This is a genomic window from Cupriavidus oxalaticus, from assembly GCF_016894385.1.
Lineage (GTDB): Bacteria > Pseudomonadota > Gammaproteobacteria > Burkholderiales > Burkholderiaceae > Cupriavidus > Cupriavidus oxalaticus.
In genome coordinates this window covers 1,788,571-1,814,912 of the sequence record NZ_CP069812.1, presented here as the reverse complement: position 1 = coordinate 1,814,912, position 26,342 = coordinate 1,788,571, and the positions used below count along the sequence as shown (strand labels likewise).

General features: G+C 62.0%; 24 protein-coding genes and 2 pseudogenes. 12 read left to right on the top strand and 14 right to left on the bottom strand.

The features are described from left to right. Positions 1 to 101: 101 nt before the first annotated feature. A pseudogene (locus JTE92_RS30805) lies at positions 102 to 218 on the bottom strand (H-NS family nucleoid-associated regulatory protein); the annotation flags it as partial. Positions 219 to 230: 12 nt separating this feature from the next. Further along, entirely contained in the window at positions 231 to 1,160 is a 930-nt protein-coding gene (gene argC, locus JTE92_RS20810) for an N-acetyl-gamma-glutamyl-phosphate reductase (protein WP_063238852.1), read from the bottom strand. Between the two features lie 128 nt (positions 1,161 to 1,288). Between argC and JTE92_RS20805 the strand changes: the two genes are divergently transcribed. Then, positions 1,289 to 2,173: a LysR family transcriptional regulator gene (locus JTE92_RS20805; RefSeq protein ID WP_063238853.1), complete on the top strand. Its 885-nt coding sequence runs from the start codon at positions 1,289 to 1,291 to the stop codon at positions 2,171 to 2,173. Between the two features lie 853 nt (positions 2,174 to 3,026). Here JTE92_RS20805 and JTE92_RS30800 read toward each other — a convergent pair. The 5 genes from JTE92_RS30800 to JTE92_RS20780 all read right to left on the bottom strand — a co-directional run bounded on the left by JTE92_RS30800 (position 3,027) and on the right by JTE92_RS20780 (position 7,753). Beyond that, a complete protein-coding gene (locus JTE92_RS30800) occupies positions 3,027 to 3,788 on the bottom strand; it encodes an IclR family transcriptional regulator (RefSeq protein ID WP_084254553.1) in 762 nt (253 codons plus the stop codon). Positions 3,789 to 4,085: 297 nt separating this feature from the next. Next, on the bottom strand, positions 4,086 to 5,186 hold the full coding sequence (locus tag JTE92_RS20795; protein WP_063238854.1) for a porin: 1,101 nt from the start codon (positions 5,184 to 5,186) through the stop codon (positions 4,086 to 4,088). A gap of 403 nt (positions 5,187 to 5,589) precedes the next feature. Next, positions 5,590 to 6,603, bottom strand: a complete 1,014-nt coding sequence (locus tag JTE92_RS20790) for a Rieske 2Fe-2S domain-containing protein (protein WP_063238855.1) — start codon at positions 6,601 to 6,603, stop codon at positions 5,590 to 5,592. Positions 6,604 to 6,644: 41 nt separating this feature from the next. Continuing rightward, positions 6,645 to 6,953 (bottom strand): recombinase-like helix-turn-helix domain-containing protein, encoded by a 309-nt coding sequence (locus tag JTE92_RS20785; RefSeq protein WP_063238856.1) that lies wholly within the window; start codon positions 6,951 to 6,953, stop codon positions 6,645 to 6,647. A gap of 236 nt (positions 6,954 to 7,189) precedes the next feature. Then, positions 7,190 to 7,753 carry a TetR/AcrR family transcriptional regulator gene (locus JTE92_RS20780; protein ID WP_198065742.1) on the bottom strand — a complete coding sequence of 188 codons (564 nt, stop codon included), beginning with the start codon at positions 7,751 to 7,753 and terminating at the stop codon, positions 7,190 to 7,192. A 424-nt stretch (positions 7,754 to 8,177) separates the two neighbouring features. Here JTE92_RS20780 and JTE92_RS20775 point away from each other — a divergent pair, with 424 nt between their 5' ends. After that, positions 8,178 to 9,167 (top strand): Bug family tripartite tricarboxylate transporter substrate binding protein, encoded by a 990-nt coding sequence (locus JTE92_RS20775; protein ID WP_063239047.1) that lies wholly within the window; start codon positions 8,178 to 8,180, stop codon positions 9,165 to 9,167. Positions 9,168 to 9,729: 562 nt separating this feature from the next. Then, on the top strand, positions 9,730 to 10,524 hold the full coding sequence (locus JTE92_RS20770; protein WP_084254555.1) for a bestrophin-like domain: 795 nt from the start codon (positions 9,730 to 9,732) through the stop codon (positions 10,522 to 10,524). A gap of 392 nt (positions 10,525 to 10,916) precedes the next feature. Here JTE92_RS20770 and JTE92_RS20765 read toward each other — a convergent pair. Continuing rightward, positions 10,917 to 11,383 (bottom strand): annotated as a pseudogene (locus JTE92_RS20765) (integrase); the annotation flags it as partial. A gap of 133 nt (positions 11,384 to 11,516) precedes the next feature. Here JTE92_RS20765 and JTE92_RS20760 point away from each other — a divergent pair. The 7 genes from JTE92_RS20760 to JTE92_RS20730 all read left to right on the top strand — a co-directional run bounded on the left by JTE92_RS20760 (position 11,517) and on the right by JTE92_RS20730 (position 18,381). Then, positions 11,517 to 12,485, top strand: coding sequence for a Bug family tripartite tricarboxylate transporter substrate binding protein (locus tag JTE92_RS20760; RefSeq protein ID WP_063238859.1), 969 nt, complete (start codon positions 11,517 to 11,519; stop codon positions 12,483 to 12,485). Positions 12,486 to 12,508: 23 nt separating this feature from the next. Then, positions 12,509 to 13,783: an alkyl sulfatase dimerization domain-containing protein gene (locus JTE92_RS20755; RefSeq protein ID WP_063238860.1), complete on the top strand. Its 1,275-nt coding sequence runs from the start codon at positions 12,509 to 12,511 to the stop codon at positions 13,781 to 13,783. Between the two features lie 24 nt (positions 13,784 to 13,807). Then, positions 13,808 to 15,118, top strand: a complete 1,311-nt coding sequence (locus JTE92_RS20750) for an alkyl sulfatase dimerization domain-containing protein (protein ID WP_063238861.1) — start codon at positions 13,808 to 13,810, stop codon at positions 15,116 to 15,118. A 9-nt stretch (positions 15,119 to 15,127) separates the two neighbouring features. Further along, complete coding sequence (locus tag JTE92_RS20745; protein ID WP_063238862.1) at positions 15,128 to 16,039, top strand: alpha/beta fold hydrolase; 912 nt, start codon at positions 15,128 to 15,130, stop codon at positions 16,037 to 16,039. Continuing rightward, positions 16,017 to 16,943 (top strand): IclR family transcriptional regulator, encoded by a 927-nt coding sequence (locus tag JTE92_RS20740; protein WP_232353282.1) that lies wholly within the window; start codon positions 16,017 to 16,019, stop codon positions 16,941 to 16,943. The genes JTE92_RS20745 and JTE92_RS20740 overlap by 23 nt, the downstream gene beginning before the upstream one ends. A gap of 34 nt (positions 16,944 to 16,977) precedes the next feature. Continuing rightward, positions 16,978 to 18,147 (top strand): CaiB/BaiF CoA transferase family protein, encoded by a 1,170-nt coding sequence (locus JTE92_RS20735; protein WP_063238864.1) that lies wholly within the window; start codon positions 16,978 to 16,980, stop codon positions 18,145 to 18,147. A 66-nt stretch (positions 18,148 to 18,213) separates the two neighbouring features. Next, a complete protein-coding gene (locus tag JTE92_RS20730) occupies positions 18,214 to 18,381 on the top strand; it encodes a hypothetical protein (RefSeq protein ID WP_157096922.1) in 168 nt (55 codons plus the stop codon). A gap of 249 nt (positions 18,382 to 18,630) precedes the next feature. On the opposite strand, the gene JTE92_RS20725 is transcribed toward JTE92_RS20730, so the two are convergent. Next, entirely contained in the window at positions 18,631 to 19,848 is a 1,218-nt protein-coding gene (locus JTE92_RS20725; RefSeq protein WP_063238865.1) for a Fic family protein, read from the bottom strand. Between the two features lie 869 nt (positions 19,849 to 20,717). On the opposite strand from JTE92_RS20725, the gene JTE92_RS20720 reads away from it, so the two are divergent. After that, the gene (locus JTE92_RS20720; RefSeq protein ID WP_147318566.1) at positions 20,718 to 20,963 is read left to right on the top strand and encodes a hypothetical protein; all 246 of its coding nucleotides are present in this window, start codon (positions 20,718 to 20,720) and stop codon (positions 20,961 to 20,963) included. An 801-nt stretch (positions 20,964 to 21,764) separates the two neighbouring features. Here the strand turns inward: JTE92_RS20720 and JTE92_RS20715 are convergent. Both JTE92_RS20715 and JTE92_RS20710 read right to left on the bottom strand, forming a co-directional pair. Beyond that, entirely contained in the window at positions 21,765 to 23,027 is a 1,263-nt protein-coding gene (locus tag JTE92_RS20715) for an MFS transporter (RefSeq protein ID WP_063238866.1), read from the bottom strand. Continuing rightward, a complete protein-coding gene (locus JTE92_RS20710) occupies positions 23,024 to 23,770 on the bottom strand; it encodes an MBL fold metallo-hydrolase (protein WP_063238867.1) in 747 nt (248 codons plus the stop codon). The genes JTE92_RS20715 and JTE92_RS20710 overlap by 4 nt, the downstream gene beginning before the upstream one ends. 176 nt (positions 23,771 to 23,946) lie before the next feature. On the opposite strand from JTE92_RS20710, the gene JTE92_RS20705 reads away from it, so the two are divergent. After that, positions 23,947 to 24,618: an ArsR/SmtB family transcription factor gene (locus JTE92_RS20705; protein ID WP_063238868.1), complete on the top strand. Its 672-nt coding sequence runs from the start codon at positions 23,947 to 23,949 to the stop codon at positions 24,616 to 24,618. Between the two features lie 81 nt (positions 24,619 to 24,699). On the opposite strand, the gene JTE92_RS20700 is transcribed toward JTE92_RS20705, so the two are convergent. The 3 genes from JTE92_RS20700 to JTE92_RS20690 all read right to left on the bottom strand — a co-directional run bounded on the left by JTE92_RS20700 (position 24,700) and on the right by JTE92_RS20690 (position 26,340). Continuing rightward, positions 24,700 to 25,194, bottom strand: a complete 495-nt coding sequence (locus JTE92_RS20700; protein WP_063238869.1) for a LysR family transcriptional regulator — start codon at positions 25,192 to 25,194, stop codon at positions 24,700 to 24,702. A 196-nt stretch (positions 25,195 to 25,390) separates the two neighbouring features. Further along, positions 25,391 to 25,834 (bottom strand): nuclear transport factor 2 family protein, encoded by a 444-nt coding sequence (locus JTE92_RS20695; RefSeq protein ID WP_063238870.1) that lies wholly within the window; start codon positions 25,832 to 25,834, stop codon positions 25,391 to 25,393. Positions 25,835 to 25,935: 101 nt separating this feature from the next. After that, positions 25,936 to 26,340: a hypothetical protein gene (locus JTE92_RS20690; RefSeq protein ID WP_063238871.1), complete on the bottom strand. Its 405-nt coding sequence runs from the start codon at positions 26,338 to 26,340 to the stop codon at positions 25,936 to 25,938. Positions 26,341 to 26,342: the final 2 nt, after the last annotated feature.

Sequence of the window (26,342 nt, the reverse complement as noted above, 5' to 3'; positions counted from 1 at the left end):
AAGCCCGCAGGCCGCAAACGTGGCCGCAAGTCGCAGCCGGGGGAATTGCCGCGCCAGCAAATGCGAAAAAATTAATAATGATATATTTTCACGACCAACGATTATCCAATCGTTGAATCTAATTGGCCCGGAAAAAACTCCTTGCTCTGCCCCGCATCGACCGCCCGCTGCAGCCAGTCGGGCATCTCGCCCTGCCCGTCCCAGCGCTGCCCCGCCGCAGCCATCGGCCACTATTGCTGCGTAAGCATCAGGTTCAGGTTCTGCACTGCGGCGCCGGATGCGCCTTTGCCAAGATTGTCGAAAACCGCGGACAGCAGGACGTGCCCGTGTTCCATGTTAGGAAATACGCTCAAGTGCATGTCGTTCGTACCGTTCAGCATTTGCGGATCCAGGTGCTTTAAAACGCACGATTCGTGCAGCGGCAAGACACATACGTGGGCCGTCTCAGCATAGTGGCGTGCGAGGCATGCGTGTAACGTGGCGCCATCCACGTCGGGTGCAAGCAGCCGCAACTCCAAGGGCACCGTCAGCACGATGCCCTGGCGGAACGCACCATAGGCGGGAACGAAGATGGGACGCTGCGCGAGCCCGGCGTGCTGCTGGATCTCCGGGGGGTGCTTGTGCGCGAGTTCCAGGCCATACACCTGGAATGCCGGCGCGCTGACGGCATCCGGCTCCTCAAACTCCTTTACGCCGGCACGCCCGCGTCCGGAGTAGCCGGACACCGCATGAATGCTGACCGGGTAGCTGGCTGGGACAAGCCCGGCCTGCACCAGGGGACGCAGCAGGCCAATCGCACCGGTCGGATAGCAGCCGGGATTGGTGACCCGTCGCGCGTTCGCAATGCGCGCGGCCTGTCCCGGTGCCATTTCCGGAAAGCCATAGGTCCAGTCCGGATGCGTGCGGTGGGCTGAACTTGCGTCGATCACCCTGACGGCGGGATTGACGATGGTGTCCACCGCCTCGCGTGCGGCGGCATCGGGCAAACAGAGGATGGCGATGTCGCAGGCATTGATGGCTTCCGCACGACGCCGTGGGTCCTTGCGTTCCGACGCGGCAAGCGTGAACAGGCTGAGGTCGGTCCGGCCGCGCAGCCGTTCGTGGATTTGCAACCCGGTGGTGCCTTGGTCGCCGTCGATGAAAACCAGGGGAGAGCTCATGCGAGGAATACTCCGGTGACTGAAGGGGGTAACACATCGAAGGAGCCCCAATCTTCCATGGACCACTAGAATAGGGAAAGTTGAATTTCACAACCTTGACATTCAGTTTTCCCGAATCTGGAGCCGACATGCGAGAGATCAGCCTGGACCGCCTGCGCACGCTGGTCGCCATTACCGACCGTGGCTCATTCGCCGAGGCGGCGCGTGCATTGCACCTTGCGCCGCCCACGGTCAGCCTCCACATCGCTGAACTGGAACACCGCATCGGAGCACCGCTCCTGTCGAGAAAACGCGGACAGGTAAAGCCGTCGGCGATCGGAGAGGCGCTGGTGGAGCGCGCGCGTCGACTGCTGGCCGATGCGGGGCAAGCGTTAGACGATATTCAACGCCAGGTGCAGGGGCTCGAAGGACGCGCGCGGCTCGGTGCGTCGACTGGCGTGATCGCGCACCTGTTGCCGCAAGCGCTTGAGGTGCTGCGCCAGCACCATCCCGCTATCGACATTCAGATTGCAGTACTCACTTCGCATGAAACGCTCTCCCGACTGGCGGATGGAACGCTGGATGTTGGGCTGGTCGCACTGCCTCAGCCCCCGGTGGCTGGACTCGTGATAAAGCCCTGGCGCCGCGACCCCGTGATGGCCTTCGTGCCGGCGCATTGGCAGTGCCCGGCCCGCGTCACGCCGGAATGGCTCGCCGCCCAGCCTCTGATTCTCAATGACGCGACCACGCGCCTCTCGCGTCAGACTGCGGAGTGGTTCGCGGCCGCGGGACACCATCCCGCACCACGCATTCAGCTCAACTACAACGACGCGATCAAGAGTCTGGTCGCGGCGGGTTACGGCGCGGCGCTGTTGCCCCACGAGACTACCACGCCATTGCCGGACAAGCGCATCGTCATGCGTCCGCTGCGCCCGGCGTTATGGCGTCGGCTCGGCATCGCACATCGTGCGGGGTACGTTGAACGCTCTACCCAACACGTACTGGATGTGCTGTGGGATCTGCGATTGGTGTAGTAGTTGCCGTCGCAGCTTCGGTTCGTTCTCGCTGGGACGGTAGCCATATTGCACGCCACGGCGAATGAATGGCCGGTTTGTAGAAATTTGATTGACCGAAATGGGTCGAGGCCGTGTGGAAACGTCTCTCGAATCGCACCAATGCAAGTCCCCTCCGGGGCGTGGCCTGCCTTATCGAATTTTCGGCCAATCCGGTCGTGGGATGACGTCGAAGCGGTGCGAACAGCGCTAATAGTCCCCTGAGGGCGATCCTCAGCCCGTTCTTTGAGCCCAAATGGGTGCTTACGCCCCCGCCAGGCGCATGGCCTTCATTGTTTTCGAGGATTGTGCTACGAAAGGTAGATAGCACGTTTGAGATTCGGGACGATCAACTCGTATTACCCGGAGTATTTCTAAAAACTACGCCAGAGCCGTGGCATACGGTGCAGCCGTTCTTCAGGCAAAGTAAGGCCACAGTGGACGAAGGGCGAGCGACACATCGAAGCTGACAAGGTACAGTAACTGTGCGTTGTGCGCGAAGGCTTGCGTCAACCCGAGTCTCAGCGTGGTTTCGCGTTCCCTGGCCACCTAAACGATCACGGACGACAAGCGCAACGTTATCGAACCTTATCGCCGCGCCTTGGTCCGGTCGGCAAGGACCCGAGCGGCTGACGGAGGTCGCTTCCCGGCCATGAACGGTCCGTCGGGATCAATTCACGAAAGGCGGTTCACGAGGGAAGAGCCGCCTTTCGACAGGCAGCCGACCGCTACGCCATCCGTGCGATCAGATCGTGTTCTTCATCGAAACTACAGGAGTTTCTTCTATCAACTATGAATACCGACGTGCCAAAGCTGGACGCAGAAAGCGTGCTTGTTAGGTGCATTCCTCAAACAATGGCGCTAGTTGCTCGGCTGCAGTAGCGAGCAAGGGTACGTACCCTGCTCGAGCATGTTTCGCGGTGACAGGAATTGGCAAGGCTATGCCCAGTGATGCGGTCACCCTTCCGTTTCGGCTTCGCACTGGCACTGCCAACGACGCCGCTGGGGAGTCTGACGAGTTCCTCAGCACAAAGCCAATCCTGCGTGTCTCCTCAAGTTCGGCAACTGTCGCGTCATTCTGCAAGACTGCTCGAAGAACCGCGGCAAGCTCCTTTGACGACAGGTCGGCCAGGAGTACCATGCCCCACGCTGATTGGTGTAAAGGAATTCTTGACCCAACGTCGCAAGGCATCGCAAACGACGGTGCGGAAGCACGTCCGACGCAAAGCGAAGAAATTCCATCTCGCACCATCACGCTACAATTCAGCCCGGTTTCATCTCGCAGACGATTCAAGATCCGTTGAGTCAGCTCCGATGGACTGAGTACTGCAAGCTGGTCAAATCCCAGCCGCAACACACCTAGACTTAAGCGATATGCGGCCTCACCCTCAACTCGCTCAACGCAGCCTTGCGCCTCTAAAGTTGCAAGCAAGCGAAACACAGTGGTCCGTGAGAGCCCAAGCCGTCGAGAGAGTTCTGCTCCCGTGAGTGTTTTCGTTTCTCGATTGAATTGGGCCAACAGCCGCAAGCCCCGCGTGAGGGCAGGCACGTTGCCCTTCTCTATGTTCCCGCGCTCGATGTCTGTGAAACCGGTCATACTTGGTTACTTAAATCACTCCCCCGCGTGCTCATTGCGAGGTTGCTACTTCAATATTCACCGGGTCAGCCATCTTCAGCGCAGGCAGCGCACAACGTAGAGAAACCCAATAAAGCCGGGTCGCAATCGCTGAAAATGGAATGGCCGGGGGGCTGCCTGTGGACGTAAAAGAAGGCGCAGGCGAGCGCAGTGCCAGCTCGGTTTTCCCGACCAGATGCGGGCTGAATGCGCGACCCGAATCCACTCGCCTCGGTGTGCCCGAACTGTATGCTCACCGCGCCTGCGCCGTGCCCTTGATCAGAAGATGTGCTTGATGCCGACCATGGTTCCGAACTGGTTGGCACCCGGCTTCGGACTCGAGCCAGGCGCGCCGCCGCTGACCGACATAGCGAGCTGCCCCCCGTTGTCGATAAAGCCGGCGGTGGCATACACCGATGTCCGCTTGCTGAAGCTGTACATGCCTCGCAGCGCGAACAGTGTCGCCTTGTTATCGCTCCCGTGGTACTTCAGGTAGTACACCTGTCCGGCCAGCGTGAAGGCCGGCGTGATGTCGTAGGCCACGCCGCCATAGTAAAGATCGCTGACCGGCGTGGGGCTGCCCTCGTTGTCGCGGCGGATCCAACCTGCTCCCACCTTGGCGCGTTCGAGGATCATGTAACCGCTGAGCGACAGACGGTCATCGGTCAGATTGCTGTTGGTGAGTCCGCCAAAGGCGCCTGGACCTCCGCGTAGCGAATCATAGGCAGCGTTCACACCCCACGTCTTCGTGCTGTAGCCGATTAGTGCGGACCATTCGCGGCAGGCCTTCTTGTCAGCCGGGTTCTCACCGGCGCAGTTGGTGCCGGCCGGGCTCGGGCCGGCATTGACTGCATCGCGACCCAGGCTGTACGTCCCGCCGATGGTCAGGCCGCCAAAGGTGCCCTTGTAGGCCACGGCGTTATCGGCGCGGCTGTTGGGCAGGTAGCTATCGAGCGAACCCGAGCCGTACACGTTGGGACCCAAGATATCGCTGTCGAGCGTTGCCCAGAACAGCATTGTGTACTGGCGGCCGAAGGAAACTTGACCGTACTGATTGCTCAGGCCGACCAGTGCCTGCCGGCCAAAAAGTCGGCCGCCTTGGTTGGAAACGCCGGAGTCAGGCGAGAAACCCGATTCCAATACGAAGATGCTCTTCAGGCCCCCACCCAGGTCTTCGGTACCACGCAGGCCCCAGCGCGACGGGACCGTCGCAGTCTGGTTGGGCATGCGCACCAGGCCCTGACCATTGGCGCCAACATTGCTCACGTATTCGACACCGGTGTCGACAACACCATACAGCGTGACGGACTGCGCCGAGGCTAACAAGGGTACAACTGCAAGCACTCCGGCTGAGGCTGCAGCAAATCGTGCATATTTCATCTATTGTCTCCCATTTTGTTCTTTTGGTTCGCTGCGATACGGCCACCAGAGACCTGCCCCGATGCACTGCCCAAGGGGCTCAAGGCTTGAAATGGCCTCTCCTTCCTACCAGTCAGGTTATTGCCTTCTCACCGGTAGCAGTGCGGCAGGATTAGGCCTCGAGCCTCTGATAGGCGTGCTCTCACGTGCCAGGTGGCGTAGTCCACGTGGTCGCACAGCGCGCGATTCGGCATGCTCGCCGGCATCACTGCGCCAGGCCCTGGTGCCGGAACGATCGGTCGTTGGACGGGCCTGGTCGTCCGAGCGCCGGAACTCTGCAAAGACGCGCGTGCGCCCAGCAGGCCAGCCCGGTCCTAATTGAGTACGTGCGTCCGGGCGTGTGATTCAGCAGGCCGTACGGCGATCACGCGGATTGCGGTAACGCTTCGACCTGCGAGCGTGCGGCCTGCTCCATCATTCGTCGCACGCGCGACAGACCGATGTCGTGCTGGTACAGGTGTTCACGTGAGCGAGCATTCTTGACCAATGATTCAATTACGATGCGGTCTTGCTCGAGCACGTCCCAGTGCAGGCCTTCAAGGCGGTTGCGATAGAGAAAGCGCCACGTATCCCGCTCGAACCCGTCGCTCTTCTTGATGCGCCAGAAATAGACCTGGCAATTCTTCTCATCAACGGGCGTCACGAATCCAATGATGAAGAACTCGCCTCCGCCATAGCGCTTGCGATATGGCACGGTGAGACGTACCCACATTGTCGAGGTATGTCCGAACTCCACCCAGTCGAAGTTGACACCTTTCTGTCCCACCTTCTCGAAGATCAGACCGTGTTCAGTCGGCTTCACGGCCATCTCTGCCTGCTTGTCCCCTTCTGCCATGGAGTGCGACACCGCGTGAAGGTAGGATCCGTGCATGAGATCCATGACGTTGTCGATGGCATAGCGATAGTTGCACTTCCAGTTCTGCATGCACAGGAAACCGGAGCAGTCATCGACGAACATTTCATCCGGCACGTGAAACTCGGCGGGCGGCACACTTTCGTCGTCAGCGAACCACAGGAAGATCGCACCATGGCGCTCGATAGCCGGATAGCTCTTCAAGCATTTCTTCCCTGTGAAGTTGCACTCCTTCATGGCCGGCACATCGGCGACGATGCCAGCGCCGTCCACCTGTACACCGTGATACCAGCAGGCGAGGCGGTCTCCCAGGTTCCACCCCAACGACAGACGAGCGCCGCGGTGCGGGCAACGATCCTCGACCGCGCGTACATTGCCTCCGCCGTCGCGCCAGACAACGATCTCCTCAGACAGGCGGGTGATGCCAACTGGAGCATTGCTCACCATATAGCTGGGCAGAACCGGATACCAAAGCTGCTTCAGGCCGCGTTCGACACGATCCTTTGCCGTCTCCTGATTACTCATTTCGTTCTCTCTATCTTTGTGATTACATGTACCGTGGAAATTCACTTGCCCAGCGCCCGCATCTCCGCCACCAGCGCCTGGACGGTCCATGCATCGCCAGAGCGCTGCCGGAAGCCGTGCGTCGAAAAGCTCTCCACCATGTCCTCTGGCGAGCGGGCACCCGCTTCAAAGGCAATTTCCAACGCGTCAGCGAGTGCGTTCTCGTAGTCCGACGGTGCCGCGTCACGCGTCTGCCACCGGATGTTGATGCCCTCGCCGGGCTGCTCGACGTAGCCCTTTCCGGCAGTGTTGTTTGGAATCGGCTTGCGCCAACGGACCAAGTACGGGTTGGCCGGATCTTCATACTGCATGGGGAACCACCTTCTCTGAAGTTGCATCCGTTAGCCCAATCCTCGTGATGTGCCAGACGGAGAGCAGTTGTGGGGTCATCTACTTAATTCCTACTATTGGGAATTAAGGTCAGAGTAGTTCCACTCGGCTCGCTTGTCAAGTTGAGCGAGGGTCAGCCGCCTACAGCGAAAGAACAGAGGGAAAATACGCGGCGCGGTGGGTACGACGCGCCGCTAGTGCGATGCCTTTAGCAAATTCAGGCTGCTAACCCGCGGACCAGCAAGCCGGTGGCAAAGTCCAGATATTGTTCCGTGTACGCATCCTCGCCGGCTTCGTCCTCAAAGAGAATCGTCAGCAGCGGCTTGGCATCCATGAAGAACGTGCACATGCCCAGGATCGCGACATGGAGCAACCGCGCGTCGACGGCGCGCAGCGCTGGGTCGCCAGCAACGGGCTCCAACAGGGCTTCACTGAGCGCAAGACCCCGATTAGCAACCGACCGCAAACCGTCCCTTCCACGCTCGCCGTCCTCGTCCTTATAAATTTCTTCCATGACCAACTGGAAGAATCGCGGATTCTCCTGCAGGACTGCCAACAGCAGGCTAAGGCGCTTACGTACCCGCTCCTTGAGCGGCACCTTCTCCGTGAGCATGATCCGGCTTCGCTCCTGCACCTCCTCCATCAGGTGCTCGGTAGCGGCGCGGAGCAAGCCCTTCTTGTTGCCGAAGTAGTAGCGAATCAGGGCAGGATCGACGTTCGCCTGCTGGGCAACCTCCACCACGGTCAACTCCAAAGGGCTTCTATCTCGCAGCAGTTGCACTGCGGCTTCGATGATTGCTCCAGTTCCCACCGTCCCGCTTTCAAACGGTCGGCCGGCTGACCGCTTCCGCGGCTTCCTGACCTTTGTTGCTTTGGTAACCATATCCGTCAACGCCACTTGTAGTATTCCGCTAGTGTAGCCGCGATCACCCTTGCGAGGCCTGCGAGCCGTACTCCGCTCCCTTCTCCCGCTCCTGCCGCAACGTGCTCAATACATCAATTGTGGCCGGGCAACCTGGAGCTTTCGCTATCGCCAGGGACCCGCGGCAGTCGGAACTTGGCGAGCCGCGCAGCAAACCTCGGGTAAACTATATTCCTACAAATAGGAATTAATCGGCTATGCTTCGTCCACTCAGATGCTCGCCCGATCTTTCGGATCCGTGAGACGCCCCCTGAACACTGCTCACCAGACTGAGGACGATTCGATGAACGTTGCAAAACGAAGATTTTTCACCCAATGCGCCCTCGGCGCCGCCTTGCTCCTTGGCAACGGTGCCGTCGCTTGGGCCCAGCCATACCCAAGCAAGCCAGTAACCATTGTGGTCGCATACCCTCCTGGTGGCGAAGTTGACGTCCTGGCTAGATTGATCGCCGAGAAGCTATCCGCCCGCCTGCATCAGCCCGTGATTGTCGAAAACCGCAATGGTGCTGCCGGCACGATCGGAAGTGCGTATGTTGCGAAGGCCCCACCCGATGGCTACACCCTATTGGCCGCACCCAACACGCTCCTGACCGCACCATTGGTGCTGAAACCGGGAAGCGGGGCGAAATACGATCCATTGAAGGACTTCACCCCGATTGTTCAGCTCTGCAACCAATCTCTCTTCGTGGTGGTCAACAAGGGCGTGAATGTAAAACGCATGCCCGAGTTGATTGCAAAAGTGAAGAAGGGGGAGGTCACTACCTTCGCCAGTCCAGGCAACGGGTCGCCAATGCATATCCTTGGTGAACTTTTAAACAAGTCGGCTGGAGTGAAACTGACTCAGGTTCCTTATCGCGGCACAGCACCTGCACTTGCCGACGTACTTGGGGGGCAAGTGCCGATGATGTTTTCGACCCTCCAGGCTGTTGCACAGTACATGCCATCCGGTAGTCTGGTTCCCCTTGCTGTCGCTGACACAAAACGGTCTCCATTCGCATCATCGGTCCCGACGCTCGCTGAGTCGGGGCTCAAAAACGCGGAGATGGGCACCTGGCAAGGCCTTCTCGGACCACGTGGTATGCCGTCCGATCTGGTCCTCACCATCAACCGGCATGTCAACGAAGTTCTACGGATGCCGGAGGTTGTGGACCGCATGGGGACGCTGGCAATGACGCCTGTTGGCGGAGAGCCCGGATCCTTTGCGAAGACACTTGCCTCAAACTTCGAGCGATACAAGAGCTTAGTCGAGGAGTTCGCAATCCAGCCCGACTAGCATGTCGGAATCGCTTCCTCACGCTGCCATGGCGGTTTGAAGACCTTCAAGCTATCCGCCGACAGCGCCAAACTGCCGGCGGATAGCCTGGGTTGAAGCATGTGACGATAGTTTGCTGAGGGCTGACGGACGCCAATTGGTCACCGACTCGGAACTTCTATCAGGCAGGGCCAAGCGTCCTATAAGAGTTGGCTATGCAATCGCCGTCTGTTGGGTTGGATGACCGCTCATCGGCTGAACCGGCTGCCCGCCTCGAAGCAGTCGGATGTCTCAGGCGGGTCGGGGCCAGCCGCTGGCCGCAGCCAAGCTCGGCCGGCTGTGACGATGGCGAGGCGCTCTGCGGTGGGGGCGCTATCGGGAAACCCAAAAATCGCGATGCCTTAGCCGGGCCGTTCGCGACCATCTACGGCTGTTGGCCCATGCCGCAACGCTGACGTTGAAAGCATAAGCGTCTTACCCTTATCGGACGTCTGTGCGGAAGTGCACTGACGGTGGCGAAACTTCTCAATAACTTCGTCAACGTTGAAAGCCCGCATCGCGCGGCAAAGCACCGGAGGCGATTTTGGCATCACTACTTTATGATGCCGGTTGGGCCGGCGGCCTGATGGTTGCAGTGGGATTATTCACAAGTATCCTGATCGCCCTGGAACTCGGACGACTGGTGTGGCGATGGCAGGTTGCCTCCGGTCGCGAACCGGAGACAACGGGCGTCGGTGTGGTCGCAAGCGCGATATTCGCATTGCTTGGGCTACTGATTGCCTTCACCTTTTCCGGGGCGGCAAGCCGCTTTGATATGCGGCGTACGCTAATCATCCAGGAAGCCAACGACATTGGCACTGCTTACCTGCGCCTGGATCTGCTGCCGCAGCCTGCACGTGGGGAGTTGCAGGAGATATTCAGGCAGTATTTGGATGCCCGGCTTGACGCTTATCGATCCGTCCCCGATCGCAAACGCGTCGAGGCCGCCCTGAAACGTTCGGACGAGCTGCGCGAACGCCTCTGGACAAGATCCGTATTGGAGTCCCAGCGAACCGCTAGTACGGCGGCCACCATGCTTCTGTTGCCAGCGCTCAATACAGCATTCGATACGGCATCGACCCGCCTTGCCTCAACAAAGGAACATCCGCCCGGTGTCATCTTCGGCATGCTTTTCGCGCTTTGCTGGGTTGGGGCATTGTTCGCGGGCTATGGTATGGCCAGCCGCGGCCCTCGGAACTGGTTTCACGCGCTTTTCTTCGTGGCCTCGTTGACGGTGACACTCTCTGTTATCGTCGACTTGGAGTTTCCGCGGCTAGGCCTGATCCGCGTTGATGCTTTCGACGAGATGTTGCAGGAGGTCCGCAATGGATTGCGATGAAATACAGCAACTCGGCAGCGCCAAGAAATAGGTTGAGTGACACCTGGATGCGCTCGAGCGTCCCGGGCTGACGCTACACCAAGTCAACGCGCGGCGGAAAGCAATCCACCCCATGCCCTGACCCTGCCGACCACAACAAATGCCCGTGGCAGCGATGAGGCTTGGCAGGGCCACCCTATCACGACTATCGCTGCCCGAATGACGTTATCTGCCGCGCGCAGCGTGAGGCAGGTCCCAGAACGCATGTGCGGGGCGGAGGCAGGACGATTTGACACGATCAGCCATTGCAGTGCCCGTGGAGCTGACGATGAGCGAACACGAATACGAAATTCAATTTCCAAATCAAATGGTTAGGCTATTTTTGGCGTAAATTTCACGAATTCCGGCCCGACCGCGGCTTGGATGAAGAAGCGTCGCATCACTGCCCACAGCCGGGTGCCGGTGATATAGGTGGAGCTGTCCGGCTCCAAGCTGGCGATTAGGGGCGCCCTCGGATCCCAACGAGCTGCCTTCACCGGCAATCCGAACTGGACCAGATACTGATCGAGCGCCGTGCGTGCAAGTGGTGGTGACGTCACCTTACCAGGCCGCCCACCTTTGCCGACCAGGTGCAGCCAACGGTCGTTGCGCTCAGCCGTGTGGATATCGACCAGCACGGGACCAACCAACTTCGGCGGCCCGAAAACCGGTCGCGTAGGCGAAATCGAAAATGAAGCGCAGGCGCCGCGCGGCGACCGCGTTCCAGCAATACGACCATTCCAAAGCCATCGGCAATGGTCCGCACCAGCAGCCATTCGCCCTCGCTAAAGCCGCGTGCGGAATCGATTGCCGCGACCTGCGTGCGGCCGCGGACTTTGATTTTCGATATGCGAAACCGCCTAGGTACACACACTGTTTCGATATGCGAAATCTTGCTGCGGCGTCGTGCGCTCGCCCTCTATCGTGGAATGCACGCCGGTTGCCGGCACACCGAACAGGAAAGGAGGAGGGCCATGACATTGCGGAGCGTCTTGCGGGTGGGTATCGCGGCAGGAGTTCTGCTTTGCGGCGCAGCGTTCGCCCAAGGCTATCCGGCACACCCAGTGCGGATGGTCTCACCATATGGCCCGGGCGGCTCCAACGACATCTCGGCCCGCATCATTGCCGAGGGCTTGACACAGCGACTGCGTCAGCAGTTCGTCGTGGAGAACAAGCCGGGTGCAGCAACGCGCCTGGCTAACGAGCAGGTGGCTGCGGCATCACCCGACGGCTACACACTGCTCTATGCCGCGGCGCCCTTTGCCATCAACGAGGCCGCCGGCATCAAGGCACGCTACGACGTCCGCAAGGGCTTCCAGCCGATCGCCCTCTGTGTGGTTGCTCCGGTCTTCCTGGTGGTCAATGCGGATTCGCCCATCAGGACGCTGGACGATTTTGTCCGTTTTGCGCGCGGGAAGAAGGAAGGCGTGACGTTCGCGTCGCCGGGGGTCGGGGCCGCCCCGCACTTGACCAGCGAACTCTTCGCCGCCAAAGCCGGTTTCAAGGTTCTAAACGTCCAATACCGGGGCGACGCCACCGCCTATACGGAATTGCTCGCGGGCCGCGCCGACGCGACGCTGACCGCAATTTCCACCGCGCTGCCCCACATCAAGGCCGGCAAGCTGCGCGTACTGGCCGTCGCCTCCAACGAGCGCTCGAGCGTCTTTCCCGATGCGAAGACGTTTAACGAGCAGGGGTTCCCGGGCATCGTGGGCTACGGCTGGTTTGGCCTGCTTGCGCCGGCAGGCACGCCGCCTGCCGTTGTGTCGCAGCTAAACCGGGCGGTACAGGAGGTGCTGGCTGACAGCGCCCGGCGCGACCGGCTACTGGCACTTGGCCTGCAGCCGCAGGGCGGAACTGGTGAGACGTTTGGACGCTTCATCAGGGCGGAAGTCGAAAAGTGGTCGGAGGTGATCCGCAGCGCGGGCATCGCACTCGAATAAATGTCACCCCAGGAGACAGGCAAATGAGCAATAACGACATTCTGATGTCGAAGCCGACGCTGATCCGGCACACGGACGGCGTCTACACGGTCGGCGGCCAAGGCAACTCGGTCGTGGCCGACCTTGGCGACCGGCTGCTGCTGGTCGACGCCGGCCCGGGCGGCCCGCTCACCGACACCATGATTGCCGAGGTGCGTGCGGTGCTGGAGCAGCCCCTCGCGTATATCGTCTACAGCCACGGCCATATGGGCTACAACAATGGCGTGAGGCAATGGCTGGACGATGCCGCCGCCCGCGGTCATGCGTCCCCGGAACTGGTCGCCCACGCCAAGGTCGCCGACCGCTACCGCCGCTATCGCGAGACGGCCGGGCTGCAGTCCTACACTAACACCCGGCAGTTCCGCACCGACTATCCGGCACAGCCGCCCGCGCATTGGTTCCAGATGCCAACGCTGACCTACGAGCGCAGTCTGGTGTTGCACGGCTCACGGCGCCATGTGGAACTGATGCACGCGCCGTCCGAAACCGATGACGGTACGGCGATGTGGATTCCGGACGCGCGCACGTTGTATGGCGCCAATGCCTTCATCAAGACATGCCCCAACGTCGGCTCTCCCTATCGCATTTACCGTGACCCGATCCGCTGGGCGCAGACCCTCGACCGCTTTGCCGCGCTCGCGCCGGCCGTGCTGATCCCGGAGTTCGGCAAGCCGCTCACCGAGGCGGCCGACATCGACGAGGCGCTGACCGTGCCGGCCCGCGCGCTGCGCTACCTGCGCGAGCAGGTGGTGGCGCGGATGAACACTGGCATGCACGTGGACGACATCATCCACGACGTCCCGCTGCCGGACGCGCTCTTTGGGAGCCGCTACATGAAGCCCGCCTATGGCTGCGCCGAATACATCATGCGTGACATCTGGCGCAGCGAAAACGGCTGGTGGAACCGCAATGCGAGTGACCTGCATCCAGCGGCGCCGGTCCAGCGGGCCGCGGCAGTGCGCCGGGCGCTCGGCGATCCTCGCCCGATACTGGCGCGCGCGCGCGAACTGCAGGCCAACGCGCAGGTCCAGCTTGCCCTGCACGTGATCGACCTGCTGGCCGGCGATGGCGCGGATACCTCCGACCCGGCAACACAGGCAGCCCGCCGACTCAAGGCCGAACTCTGCGAGGCCCGCGCGAAGACCGTGACGTCGGTGGTATCGCGCCACCTGTACCTGAGCACCGCCGACGAGCTGCTGGGGCGTTCCATCGGCAGTGTCGAGCGGGAGCGCGGGGAATCCGGCTACGCGTGGCAGTGAACCATCACCATCCGGAGAAGAATCATGAAGGCAGAGACCAACCGCACGATCGAGCAACGCGTCAGACCGAATACCGGGCTGGGCGTGCTGGTGCGCAGCGAGTACTTTACAGACCTGGTGCCGGGCGTGCACACGCTGGGCGGGCAGGGTAACTCCCTTGCTATCGAAACGCCGCGCGGCGTGATCGTGGTGGATGCCGGCCCGGGCGGCAGCGTCACGCGCGCCATGATCGCCCGCCTGCGCGAACTGACGCCCGCGCCGGTGTTCGCCATCGCCTACAGCCACGGACACGCGGGCTACAACGCTGGCGCGCCGCTGTGGATCGAGCATGCCGCGGAGCGTGGCGAGCCGCGTCCGCTGCTGATCGGGCAGGCGGGCGTGCCGGCGCGGTACCGGCGCTATCTCGAGACGGCGCCCCTACAGGCGTGGCTGAACAGCCGCCAGTTCCGCAAGGCGTTTCGTACCACGCCGGCCGAGCAATTCCCGATGCCGGACCAGACCTTCGACAGCCGGCTGGTGATCGACGGCGGAGGCCGGACTGTCGAACTGCTCGCAGCGCCATCCGAGACCGACGACGCGATTGCGGTGTGGCTGCCGCAGGAGCGGTTCCTCTATGGCGGGCCGTCGATGATCCGCAGCATCCCCAACGTGGGCACGCCTCTGCGTACCATCCGCGACCCGTTGCGCTGGGCGCGCACGCTGGAGCGCCTGCACGCCCTTGCGCCGCAGCAGGTGCTGCCAGAGTTCGGGGATCCCATCACGGATCCGCGGGACATCCACGACGCCTTCCAGATCCCGATCCGAGCCTTGCGCTATCTGCGAGAGGAGGTGGTCAAGTGCATGAACGCCGGAATGAGTGAGCGGGAGATTCTGCATCACATCGACTATCCGGAAGCACTGTTCGGTCACAAGTTCATGCGTCCGATCTACGGCGCGCCGGACTACATCGTGCGCGAGATCTGGCGCATGGAGAATGGCTGGTGGGACCGCAACCCCACGCACCTGCACCCGGCGCGGCCGGCAGAGGCCGCCGCCGCTGTGCTGTCGGCGATTCCCGATCCCCAGGGCGTGCTGGCCGAGGCAAGGCGGCTGCAGGCGGCGGGCGAGTTCCAGCTCGCGCTCCATGTGGTAGATCTGCTGGCGGAGGCCGGGTCTGTTTGCGACACGACGCGCGCGGCGGTCGAGCTGAAAGCGACGCTATGCAGACAGCGTGCGGCGCAAATGCCGTCTGTCGTCTCGCGGCAACTGCTGCTGAGCAGTGCCGAGGACTTGCTCGGCATGCCCATTGGCAGCACGGCTGCGGAAGATCCACCCGCGGACTTTTCCTGGAACTAGGGGGCAGGCATGGCGCTCGAGATCCGGCACCAATACGTCCAACTGAACGGCATCCGGCTGCACTATGCCGCGTGCGGGCATGCCGATGCCCCCTTGCTGCTGTTCGTTCACGGGTTTCCCGAATCGTGGATGTCCTGGCGGGCGCAACTTGAGGCGTTCGGGGACCACTTTCACGCGGTGGCCGTCGACACGCGCGGCATCGGCGAGTCCACCGGGCCCGCGGCGGTGGATGGCTACCGTGCGCGTCACATGGTGACCGACCTCGTGGCGCTGCTCGACCACCTCGGCGTGGAGAAATGCGTGATCGTTGGGCACGACTGGGGTGGTGCGATTGCCTGTGCTCTGGCCTTCAGCCACCCTGAGCGGCTGCACGGACTGGTGATGATCAATGCGGTGCACCCCGACATCTACCGGCGCGAGCTGGTCCAGAACCCGGCTCAGCAGGCCGCCAGCGCCTACATGACCTTTTTCCTCGAAGACGACGCCGAGGCGCGGGTGTGCGCGGACGATCATCACTACCTCATCGGTATGCTGGCGTCGGGGACGGCCAGCTTGCCGGACTGGCTGGATGACGACCTGCTGGCGGCTTGCCGCCGCACCTGGTCGCGCCCGGGCTCGGTACGCGCCGGCCTTGCCTACTACCGAGCTTCGCCGCTGCATCCGGCATCCCGAATGGATCCGGGCGCGAGCGGCGTGAAATTCGACCGTGCCGCCATGGTAGTGCCGGTGCCCACGCTCATCATCTGGGGCGAGCAGGACGTTTTCCTGCTGCCCGGCTGCCTCGAAGGTCTGGGCGACTATTTCCCTGACCGGCGCGTGGAGCGGATCGCGGATGCCAGCCACTGGGTCGTCCACGAGAAGGGGCTCAAGGTCAATCGCCTGATCACGGAGTTCCTCAATGAAAGAATCGATCGGCTCTGAGCAACGTTCACGGGCGGCGGCACCGGTGGCACACTTGTCGATCCACGTTCAGCCACGGATCGCAGACATGCGCACCCCATCCAGCCCGACTATCGCACCTGAGAAGCGCCGCGGCGCGACCCATGCCGTCCTGCGAGAGCCCAATGATCGCCAGTTCGCCAGCACGCTCGAGCGCGGCCTGAGGGTGCTGCAGTGCTTCTCCGTCGATTTTCCCGAGATGGGCAATGCGGAGTTGGCCCGGCGCACGGGTCTACCACGGCCAACTGTCTCCCGCCTGACGCACACGCTGATCAAGCTTGGCTACCTGCGTCGCAATCCCGAGACCGGCGAGTTTGGCCTTGGCACCAGCGTGCTTTGCCTTGGCTACCCGCTGCTCGCCGGCTTGCAACTGCGCCAGCTCTCGATCGGACCCATGAAGGAACTGGCCGACGCCATCGACGGCTCCGTCACCATCTCGGTCAGGGACCGGCTCAAGATGGTGCAGATCGAAAGCGTGACGACAAGGGATGTGCTTAAGCGCAAGCCGGGTGCAGGGTTGACGCTGCCCTTGCTGGACAGCACGGTGGGCGCTGGATGGCTGGTGGGCGCGTCTGCCGAGGAGCGCAAGCGCGCCACGCGAGAGTTGGAGCATGAGGAGCCGGGAAGCTGGTCCGGCCGGAAGGGTGAGTTCGAGGAGTTCAGGCGCTACTTCATGCGCCATGGCTACGTGCTGCGCCGCAACCTGCTAAGGGCGCATACCACCGCGCTGGCCGCGCCGCTGCCGCGAGGGCAAGGCGCAGAGCTGCTGGTGCTGTCCTGCGTGCTGTCGATTAGTCACGGCGACCAGGAGGCGCTGGAAGCGAGCGCAGGGCGGCAACTGCTGGCGGCTGCGCGGCAGATTGGCGACAGGCTTCTGGACAAGTAGTTCGGAGCGGGTCCCGGTCCCGGGTGATCCACGAATGAATATGATGATGTCAGAACCGGAAAAGCGTGAAGCGGATGCCCCGCTGAAGGGGCTCAGAGTGGTCGAGTTTGGTCAGTTCATCGCGGTGCCTGCCGCGGCGCAGACCCTTGCTGAGCTGGGCGCGGATGTGATCAAAGTCGAGCCGCCCGGCGGGGATGCCAGCCGCTTCACTGGCTGGCGCCAGGACGAGTTCGGGCCGATGTTCTCCGCGTACAACCGTGGCAAGCGGTCGGTGGTGCTCAACCTGCGTGTCGAGGCGCAGCGAGATCAGGCGCTCGCACTGGCCGCCAGCGCCGATGTGGTCCTGCAGAACGCCCGCCCGGGCGTCATGGACAGGATAGGTCTCGGGGCGGATGACCTGCTGGCCAGGTCAAGCCGTGTCATCTATGGCTCGGTCAGCGGCTTTGGACACGAAGGCGCCGCGGCGGCGCGCCCAGGATTTGATATTGCCGCGCAGGCGGAAAGCGGCATGATGAGCCTGAACGGAGAACTGCATGCCGATCCGATGCGGGTGGGCTTCGCGGTGGTCGACGTCATGGCCTCGCATGCGCTGGTGACCGGCGTACTCGCCGCCCTCATCCGGCGCGGAACCAAGGGGCGCGGCAGCAGGGTCGACGTGTCGCTGATCGACGTTGCGCTGGAAGCCCTGAGCCAGTCCTGGGCCGAGTATCGCCTGACGGGGAACGTGCCACTGCGCTGCGGCAATGGCCAGCCCACCGTCGCGCCGGCGGCGGACCTGATCGCGACCGCGAATGGGCAGGTAGTCGTTTCCGCCTATCTCGACGATCACTTCGCGCGTTTGTGCGAATGTCTGGGCCGCAAGGACCTTGCCGCCGACAGCCGCTTCGCGGACAACGCCGGGCGCGTCGCAAATCGCGCCGCATTGCGTGCGGAACTCGGGGAGGTCCTGCGCGGCATCAGGTCCGAAGAAGTGTGCGAGTTGCTGACCCGGGCAGGCGTGGTATCGGGCGCAGTGCGCACGCTTGCCGAGATCGACGGCGGCTGTGACGAGCATGCCTTTGTCCCGGTTGCCGCGGTGGGGCGCAACGACATTGCTTTGCCGGGACTCCCGCTCCGAATCGATCTGATGCGCAGGGACGGGGGCAGTCTGCCCACAATCGGCCAGCATACGTATGAAGTCTTGGCCGAACTGTATGCAGAGTAATGTCGCCACTTCAAGTGGAGAACCTTGCTGAGGCTGCACGGCCCGCGGAGGGTTAGGACATCGCGCATGCCGATCGCAAGTATCATAACCCCCTTTTCTGAGGCCGGTTCGCGACGCAGTATCGGCGAAGTCTCGGTCGGGTATGACGCTCATATGAGCTTCCAGAACATCCCTTCCAAATTCTTGTCCACGCTGGGGGCGTGGCTTGAATTCTTTGGCCTCATCGTCGAATAGGAAGAATGAATGTAGATCCATCGTTCGAAGCTTCAGAGGAGACCGCGCCAAACCGGGGGCTGACTACGCGGCAAGGCGATGGCGAGGCTGTACCCCTGCCGGCAGTGCATTTGCAGCTTTGACGTCGTACGCGATCAAGGCGTTGTATGGCGCCAAGTGGCACCTGTGGCACGGCGGCCCCCATCCGGCGTTGCGCCGCCTGGAAAACCTGAGCTCGGAACTGGACCCTGAGGCCAGTCCCTGCAACGACTAGATCTCCTTCGGGGTCTGGACCACCCGGATCGCCTCCACAGCTAGACCATGCGACCACCCGGGCACATTGATGTAATAGCGCACCGCCTTGCCCGCACCGTGGCTCCGCAATTGCCCGCCCGTGACCATCTCCGATAGATCGCGAGTGGCCGTGGCCTTTGAGACCCCCGTCATTTTCATGTACTTCTCAGCGTTCAGTCCGCCCAAGAAGCCGCCGTCTCCGTCGTCGAGGAGGCGCTGAAGCACCTTGCGCTGCCGCTCATGAAGATCGCTGCCCTCTTGCTTCTCCCAGAAGCGCCTTTTCTCAATTGCCTGGTCGATGACCAGGCTCGCGGCATGACAGGCAGCCGTGCTTTGGCGCGCAAACCACTGCACCCATGCTGTAACGTCCGTTTCGCCGCGCTGAGCATGGTTCAGGGCATCGTAGTACGCCGAGCGTGAGAACAGGAACTGCCGCGACAGACTGTACAGGCGCACCGGCTGTCTCAGATGCTGAGCCATGGCCATGTCGACAATAGCCCGACCAATGCGGCCGTTGCCGTCCTCAAACGGGTGGATACTCTCGAACCACAGGTGCGCGATTGCGGCGCGGGCGAAGCCATCGACGGGCTTGCGACTTGCCGGCAACGCCGAGGCCTGGACCGGCGAGGTGTCGGCGAACCAGGCAATGAAACGTTTCATCTGAGCCGGTACGTCCTCTGAAGGCGGTGCCTCGTAATGGACCACCTCGCGGCCCGGCTGACCGCTCACGATCTGCATTGGATCGGCATGGTCACGATAGCGACCGACGGCGATTCGATGGATGCCTGAAGTGCCACCAGGGAATAACGCAGATTGCCAGCGGCACAGACGGTCTTCGTCCAAGGGCGTATCAATGGCTGTCGTTGCGTCACTGATGACGTCCACCAGGCCGTCGACACTTCGGTTAATGGGTCCGGACGTCGCCAATCCAAGTCGCCTCATGACCGACGAGCGAACGGTATCGAGCGAGAGCCGTTCACCCTCAATGGCAGCCGTGGCCAGCACCTCATCGGACAGCGCATCGAGGGCTACCTGGCTGGTACTGCCAAGGCCGATGGCAATGGCCTTGCCTTCCAAGACACCGTGCATCCGGTAGGCCTCCGCCAAATCGGGCGCGGCTCTCTCGGCGTCATAGGCGAGAGCCCCTACGGGCCAATCTGCGCGACGCCAAATCCAAGGCGAGATTGGTTTCATGAGCCGTATTTTGCCATATACGCCTCAAATTTTGAGCCGATTTTGAGATATTTCGGATCACCGTGAGGCACTCTGCACTTGAGCCTGATCCACTGATAAGGGCAATCATGATGGAGGCAGAGAAAGGCGCTTTTTCTCTCGACGCGATGCGTCCTGGTGCGCGCGCGACGCGACCAAAACAGCGCGGCAGCGTCGTACGCCGCGCGCACCGCGCATCCAGGTGGGTTGGATCCGCTGACGTTGGGTCCGGGCAGGTCTGTTCACGCCAGGTGGGCGCTCACTGGTGACGACGCCAGTTGGCCGATGCCGCTGCCTGTCGCCCAGCCTTGATGGCGGAAAGCCTGCCCGCGCAGCGGGCCGTCCGAATTTGGAAAGAGAAGGCACCGCGCCTGGCCCAGCGGAGCAGCGTGCCTGGGTGCCGAGAAGCGACGCGGCCGCGAGGAACCGGTGGCCAGCGTGACGCTGCCAGCCGGCGAATTTCGCGGCCACCGCCGTCACACTGGGCCGCGCCACCATCGCGCCACCTTCCCGCAAGCAAGGCGTAACCAGGCTGACTACCGGCTTCCCTCGCCTCTACGGGTGGGCTTTGGGGGAAGATACACGACCGTCGCGCGTCGCTTCGACGGCGGCGATTTCACCGGACTGCCTGCCGGAGGCAAGCCAACTGCCCTGGCCTCTTCTGCGGCCCGCGCCACCGCCCTCGCAAAGGCCTCCTGAAACCTCTCGCTTAGGATGTATAGGGACAGCTTCGTTGCCATGCCTGGACCTCCTGTTTGGAGAGTCTACCGGACTCGGAACGCCTGCGCAGCGCAACGCATTGCTTGGCGTAACCGACTATGATGCACTCACGAACCACAGAGGGAGGCGCCATGGCTTCGAAACTGACTCACTACATCATGAGCCAACGCGTTCAAGACGTGGTCGGACGTGCGATCGAGCAGGCGGTGGCCAGGACGCGTGCGGCAGGTTTGACGCCGGCCGGCGATCCGACCATCCAGCCGAGCGCGGGTCCGACGACCATTGTCATCGTCGAAGCTGTCCCTTCAGCCAACCCTGCGCGCCAGAGCGGCGCGATATCGCGTCGGGCGCCATCCGACGATCCTAACGCTGGATGAGGCGCTCGCCCAGGGGCGAAAGGCATGTTCGGCCATGCGCCGCTAGCCCACCGCTTCCTCCTGTTTGGTTCTTCCGTATCGTTGCAACGATATGCAATTTGACATAGCTGGCGCTATGTCAACTGTCGCGGCAGGGGAGCGCGCTTTTTTGCTGCATGAGGTGACAACCTCGCCGGCTGTTGACACAAAACTGATGACATTCAGGACGCAAAGTTGATGACACATGGTCCGGTATCCCGCATGAATACTCAGTGGTGACACAAAAGTCGTGACAACTCAGCCAGTACCTGCAGCAATATGCTCGGCCAGCGGACGGCCTTGCTAGCTAAACCCGACTCCATGGCTAGCATGTAAGCACTTTTGTGTCATTTTTGGTGACGGCGTTTCATCGCGAGCCAGCCGAAATTCCTTAATAGTCAAAGACCTTTAATCACGGCCGGTAAAAGGAACGCCGTCAATAGCCGACTACGTGCGCGTTTGCTGGACTGGAAATCCGGAATTGGCTGAACTGCCGCGCAGCCGATGCCCGGAGACTCGGCGAGCGCTGCTGGAACGGCATGTCCCCCGGTGGGCCGGCCCACCCGATCCCTACCATGGGGCGCCTTGCACTGAGACGGAAGCGGTGCCAAGCACGATGGGCAACACCAAGAGCGAGACAACGGGGCGGAGCATAGGAAGGCCCAATTGACTACCGCGTAACGCGCGTCGACATTGAGACCGTGCGCTAGGTGAGAGGCGCCATCCCTCCTGGAACGGACGTCCTTACAGATGAGCCAAAACTGGCAGCCCCCCTTCAGAGGGTCAAGCCGGCCTTGGCCTGTTTTCGCGCATTACCACGGCGACGATGGCGCCAGAGAGGAAGGTCAGGCCACCAATCGCGTAAATCGCGGCGGCAAAACCAAAGCGATCAGCGATCAGTCCGGCGGACAGCGCGCCGATGGCGTAGCCCAGATCCCGCCAAAAGCGGTACACGCTGAGCGAGCGGGCGCGCCAAGCCGGTTCGGAGGAATCAGAGACGGCGGCGATCAGACAGGGGTAGACCATGGCGGTGCCCAGACCGAGCAGCACGCTGGCCACAAGCCACCATACGAACTGACCTGTGGCGGCGGTCACCAGAAGGCCAGCGGCCTGTACCCACATGCCGGCCACGATGAGACCCTTGCGACCCCAGCGGTCGCTCAATGGGCCGGTAACGACCTGGCCCACGCCCCACACGACCGGATAGACGGCCTTGAGAATGCCGATTCGCTCAACCCCTAGTCCGAAGGACGTGAAGAATAGCGGGAAGATGCCCCAACTCATACCATCGTTGAGGTTGTTCACCAAGCCGGCCTGCGAGGCCGCGAACAGATTGCGGTTGCGGAAGGACGTTAGCGTAAAGACTTCGCGGAAGCTCAGTGTCGACTCGACCTTGTGCCCCCTCCGGGCTTCGATACGCACATGCTCGCGCGTGTCGCGCACCAACAGGATCGACAGCAGAGTTCCCAATACGGCATAGCCGATGCCCAAATAGATCGGCACCGGCCGCAGGCCAAACCGGCTTGCCAGGTAGCCTGTGAGGAAAGCTGTCGCCCCCACAGCGAAGTAGCCGGCGAACTCATTCAGTCCGACCGCCAACCCGCGGCTCTTGGGGCCGACGAGATCGATCTTCATGATCACCGTCATGGACCAGGCGAAACCTTGGCTGAGCCCCAGCAGCACGTTGGCCGCTACGACCCATCCCCAAGTTGGCGCAGCCACGATCATGAAGGGCACAGGCAATCCCACCAGCCACCCGATCACCAGCACCCGCTTACGCCCCCAGGAGTCGGCAAGCTGGCCCGACACGAGGTTGGCAAAGGCTTTGACCACGCCAAAACTGATAATGAACGACGTTATGAGGGTCGTGGAATCGATATGGAACTCTTCGGAGCCGATCAGCGGAACGACGGTGCGTTCGATGCCCACCAGTCCGCCCACGAAGGCATTGATCAGGACCAATAGCGCAAACTGGCGCCAGTTTTCCTTGAGACCGAGCCTGACGCCGGCGCTGTGCCTGGCCGTCGATTCCGTGGCGGCCGTCATGCCGGTGTGGCCCGTGTTTGAAGTCCCGCATTCACTTCGCGGATCTTCGCCGCCTCGGGGGGAGGCAGCGGGATGTCGGCCATCATGTGTGCGACGAAGGCGGCCTCGTTCTCGATGCGCAATGCCTTGTTGAAGCGTTTTTCGAACCCGATGCTGGACCAAGGCTTACCGCTTAGGCTGCGACCGCACACCGAACCGGCATAGGCCCCAGGCAACACTTCAACGTAATCTGGCAGCGTAGCCAGCCGGCGAGCACTTCGGAACAGATCGCGCGCGCCTTCCTCGACACTCGTCGCCAACTCGGTACGGCCGAGGTCGCCGACCATGAGCGTGTGTCCGGTGAGCACAAACCAGGGCTCGTCAGCCCGGGTGCGGTCCGTAATCAGCAGGCAGATATGTTCCGGGGTGTGGCCAGGGGTGTGCAGTACCCGCGCGGTGACGTTTCCCAGCGGCAGTTCGTCGCCGTCGCGCACCCCCTTGAACGGGTATGACACCGGAGCGTCGGCAAACAGCACATAGTCGGCGCCGGTGGCGCCGACTAAGGCGCGGCCGGTTGATATGTGATCGGCATGAATATGCGTCTCAACCACGAAAGCGATATGCATTCCCCCGGCTTCGGCGGCACGAAGGTACACGCTGGGCTCTCGGATCGGATCGATGACAGCGGCGATGCCTTTCCCGCCACATCCGACGAGATATGACGCTCCAATAGGGGTGTCATTGAGAAACTGCCTGACGATCATGGCTTGCGCACCTCCTGAGCGATATGCAATCATTCAATCAATCCCGAGAATGATTGATCATTGCCGGTTAGCGTGTCAAGCACTGCCGGAAGAGGATTGCATGCGACCGCGCTTTCCAGTCCTTGGGCACGGTGCGTCCTAGCGCTAGGCGCGCACACATCAATTGGAGAAAACGTATGGCGCAGAGAGGGCCCAAGCAGGCCATCTACGCAAGTCTGGCCGGCATCGCGCAAGCTGTCGGTCATCCGCATCGGATTGAGCTGCTGGAGCACATAGCCCAAGGGCCGCGCAGCGTTGATGAGCTGGCGACCATTGCCGGGCTGACGTTCGCCAACGCCTCGCGCCATCTGCAGATCTTGCGCCGGGCGCGCCTTGTCGACACAGCGCGGCAGGGCAAGCACGTTCTATACAGCCTGTCCGGAGAAAGCGAAGTAGTTGCCTTGCTGAAGGCACTAGGCTGCGTCGGGGAGCGGAATATGGCTGAAGTCCGGCAGGTCATGACCGACTATTTCTCGGCATGCGATGCGCTTTCGCCAATGTCGCGCGAGGAGCTGGCTGAACAGCTTCGGGCAGGCGCAGTCACGCTGCTCGACGTCCGTCCCGAGCATGAATATAGCCTCGGCCACCTGCCAGGTGCGCTCAATATTCCGCTGCATGAACTCGAGCGGCGTCTGTCGGCGTTGCCGAGAGACCAGGAGATCGTAGCCTACTGCCGCGGGCCGTATTGTGTGTTGTCGTTCGAGGCAGTCGCGGCACTTCGTGACAAGGGCTACCGGGTACGCCGCCTCGTCGACGGCTTTCCCGAATGGAAGGCGGCTGGCCTAGAAGTGGAGGTCAACCCCGCTTGACCAGGCGTTCGGGTGCTCTCGGTCATTCGCTAACGCCAACGACGATGGCCGAGAGGCCAGCAAGAGTCAGTGAACAAGCAGTCAGGAGCAGTCCAGCGCGACGGCTACGAACGGAATGTCCAGCAGTCGCTCGCCGAAGTGTCCGGTCGGTATACGGGTGCCGACCGCCAGGCCGGCCTGCCGTTGCAGCAAGGCTTGGTCGGCGCCGGACAGCACCACTTCGGTGACGTGCACGCGCGTCTGGGGCGCAAGGCGCGCGAATGCCTTCAGCGCCGACAGCAGCAAATCGGCAGGCAGCGCAGCATCCACCGCCAAGCGCACCTCCGCTTCCCAGCCCCGCTGGAGGTTTTCGGCAAGCTGCTCGAGGCGGTAGGCATCGCCTAGCAGTTCACTGGCGCGTGCCAACAGGGCCGCGCCGTTCTCAGTCAGCCGCGCCTTGCGCCCTTCCATTGAGAAGAGTTCCACGCCCAGTTGCTCCTGCAGGCGGGCCACCATGTAGCTAACCGACGACTGGCTGCGGTGCAGCGCCTCGGCGGCCTGGGCATAACTGCCGTGCTCGACAATGGCCTGCACCACGCGCCATTGTTCGAGCGTGGTCCCTCATGGCGTGTCAGCCTTGGTACCAGGCGCTGCCGGCATGATGGGAACTCCTCTGTGGGATGGCCGAGTAATTGGCCGGTTCGACAGGACAGAGGTTACTGCGGAAGCGCCATAGCGGCAATCAGGGAAAGGGCTGCTCGCCCCGCCCCGGTCGCTACTTTCCAGGCATCCGTTAGACGTATTGGCGCTCGCGAAGCCAAGGGTACCGTGCCGTGTCGGCCCCTTCGTAATCCGGATCCAGATAGATATACAGCCGCTGGATCTTGAAATCGCGGATCTCGAACACATCGCACCACCGGCCCGCGTGGGTCACACCAGCACGCCATTCGACACCGGCACGCGTACGTCCGTGCGTGGTCGACTCCACCACGACCTTGTCTCCCTGTTGAATCACGTTGGCATAGGTGTAGTCGTGGCTGATGTAATCGAAGAGCGCGATCAGGTCGGTGAAAAGCTGACCGATCTTGTCCTTGCCTGCGGCAACGCCCCATTTGGGAAAATACACTTCCGCATGCATGTCGAACAGGTCTAGTACATCCTGCGCCCGGTCGAGTCGTTTGAGGTACTCCAACGCGATCGCCTTGCGTTGCTCATCGGTCATTGCACGGATTTCCATGGTGTCTCCTGTTGATGTTCCCGGCATGCCCAAAGCTGGGGGTGACGCCGGAAGATTGATGAACGGTATGGCAGCGTAGGCGCGATTCCGATGTCGCTACGTCAGTCATTCATCGCCCCGTTGCCGATCCACTGGCGAATCGCCCCAACCTGTGCGGGGTCGAGCGGCGGAGCGCCGGGAGGCATGGCCACGCCCTGCCCTCCCACTTCGAGGTGAGCCCCCTCCAGCTTGCGCACCAGGTAGCTGGCATCCGGCGCCGAGGGGGCGACTCTCAGCATCGGACTCTGCGTCGACTTGACACCGACCAAGCTGGTATAAATGACCTTGGGTAGCAAATCGAGGCTTGCGGGGGCATTCATCCCCTGGTGACATGCGGCGCAGTTCTGCACCAGCATGGGCTTGATATCCCTGGCGAAGCTGACGCCTTCACCACGGCATGGTCCACTCAAGGTTGCTGACAGCACACCAGCGGCCAGCGCCAGGCAAGGAATGCCGAATGCCTTCATCC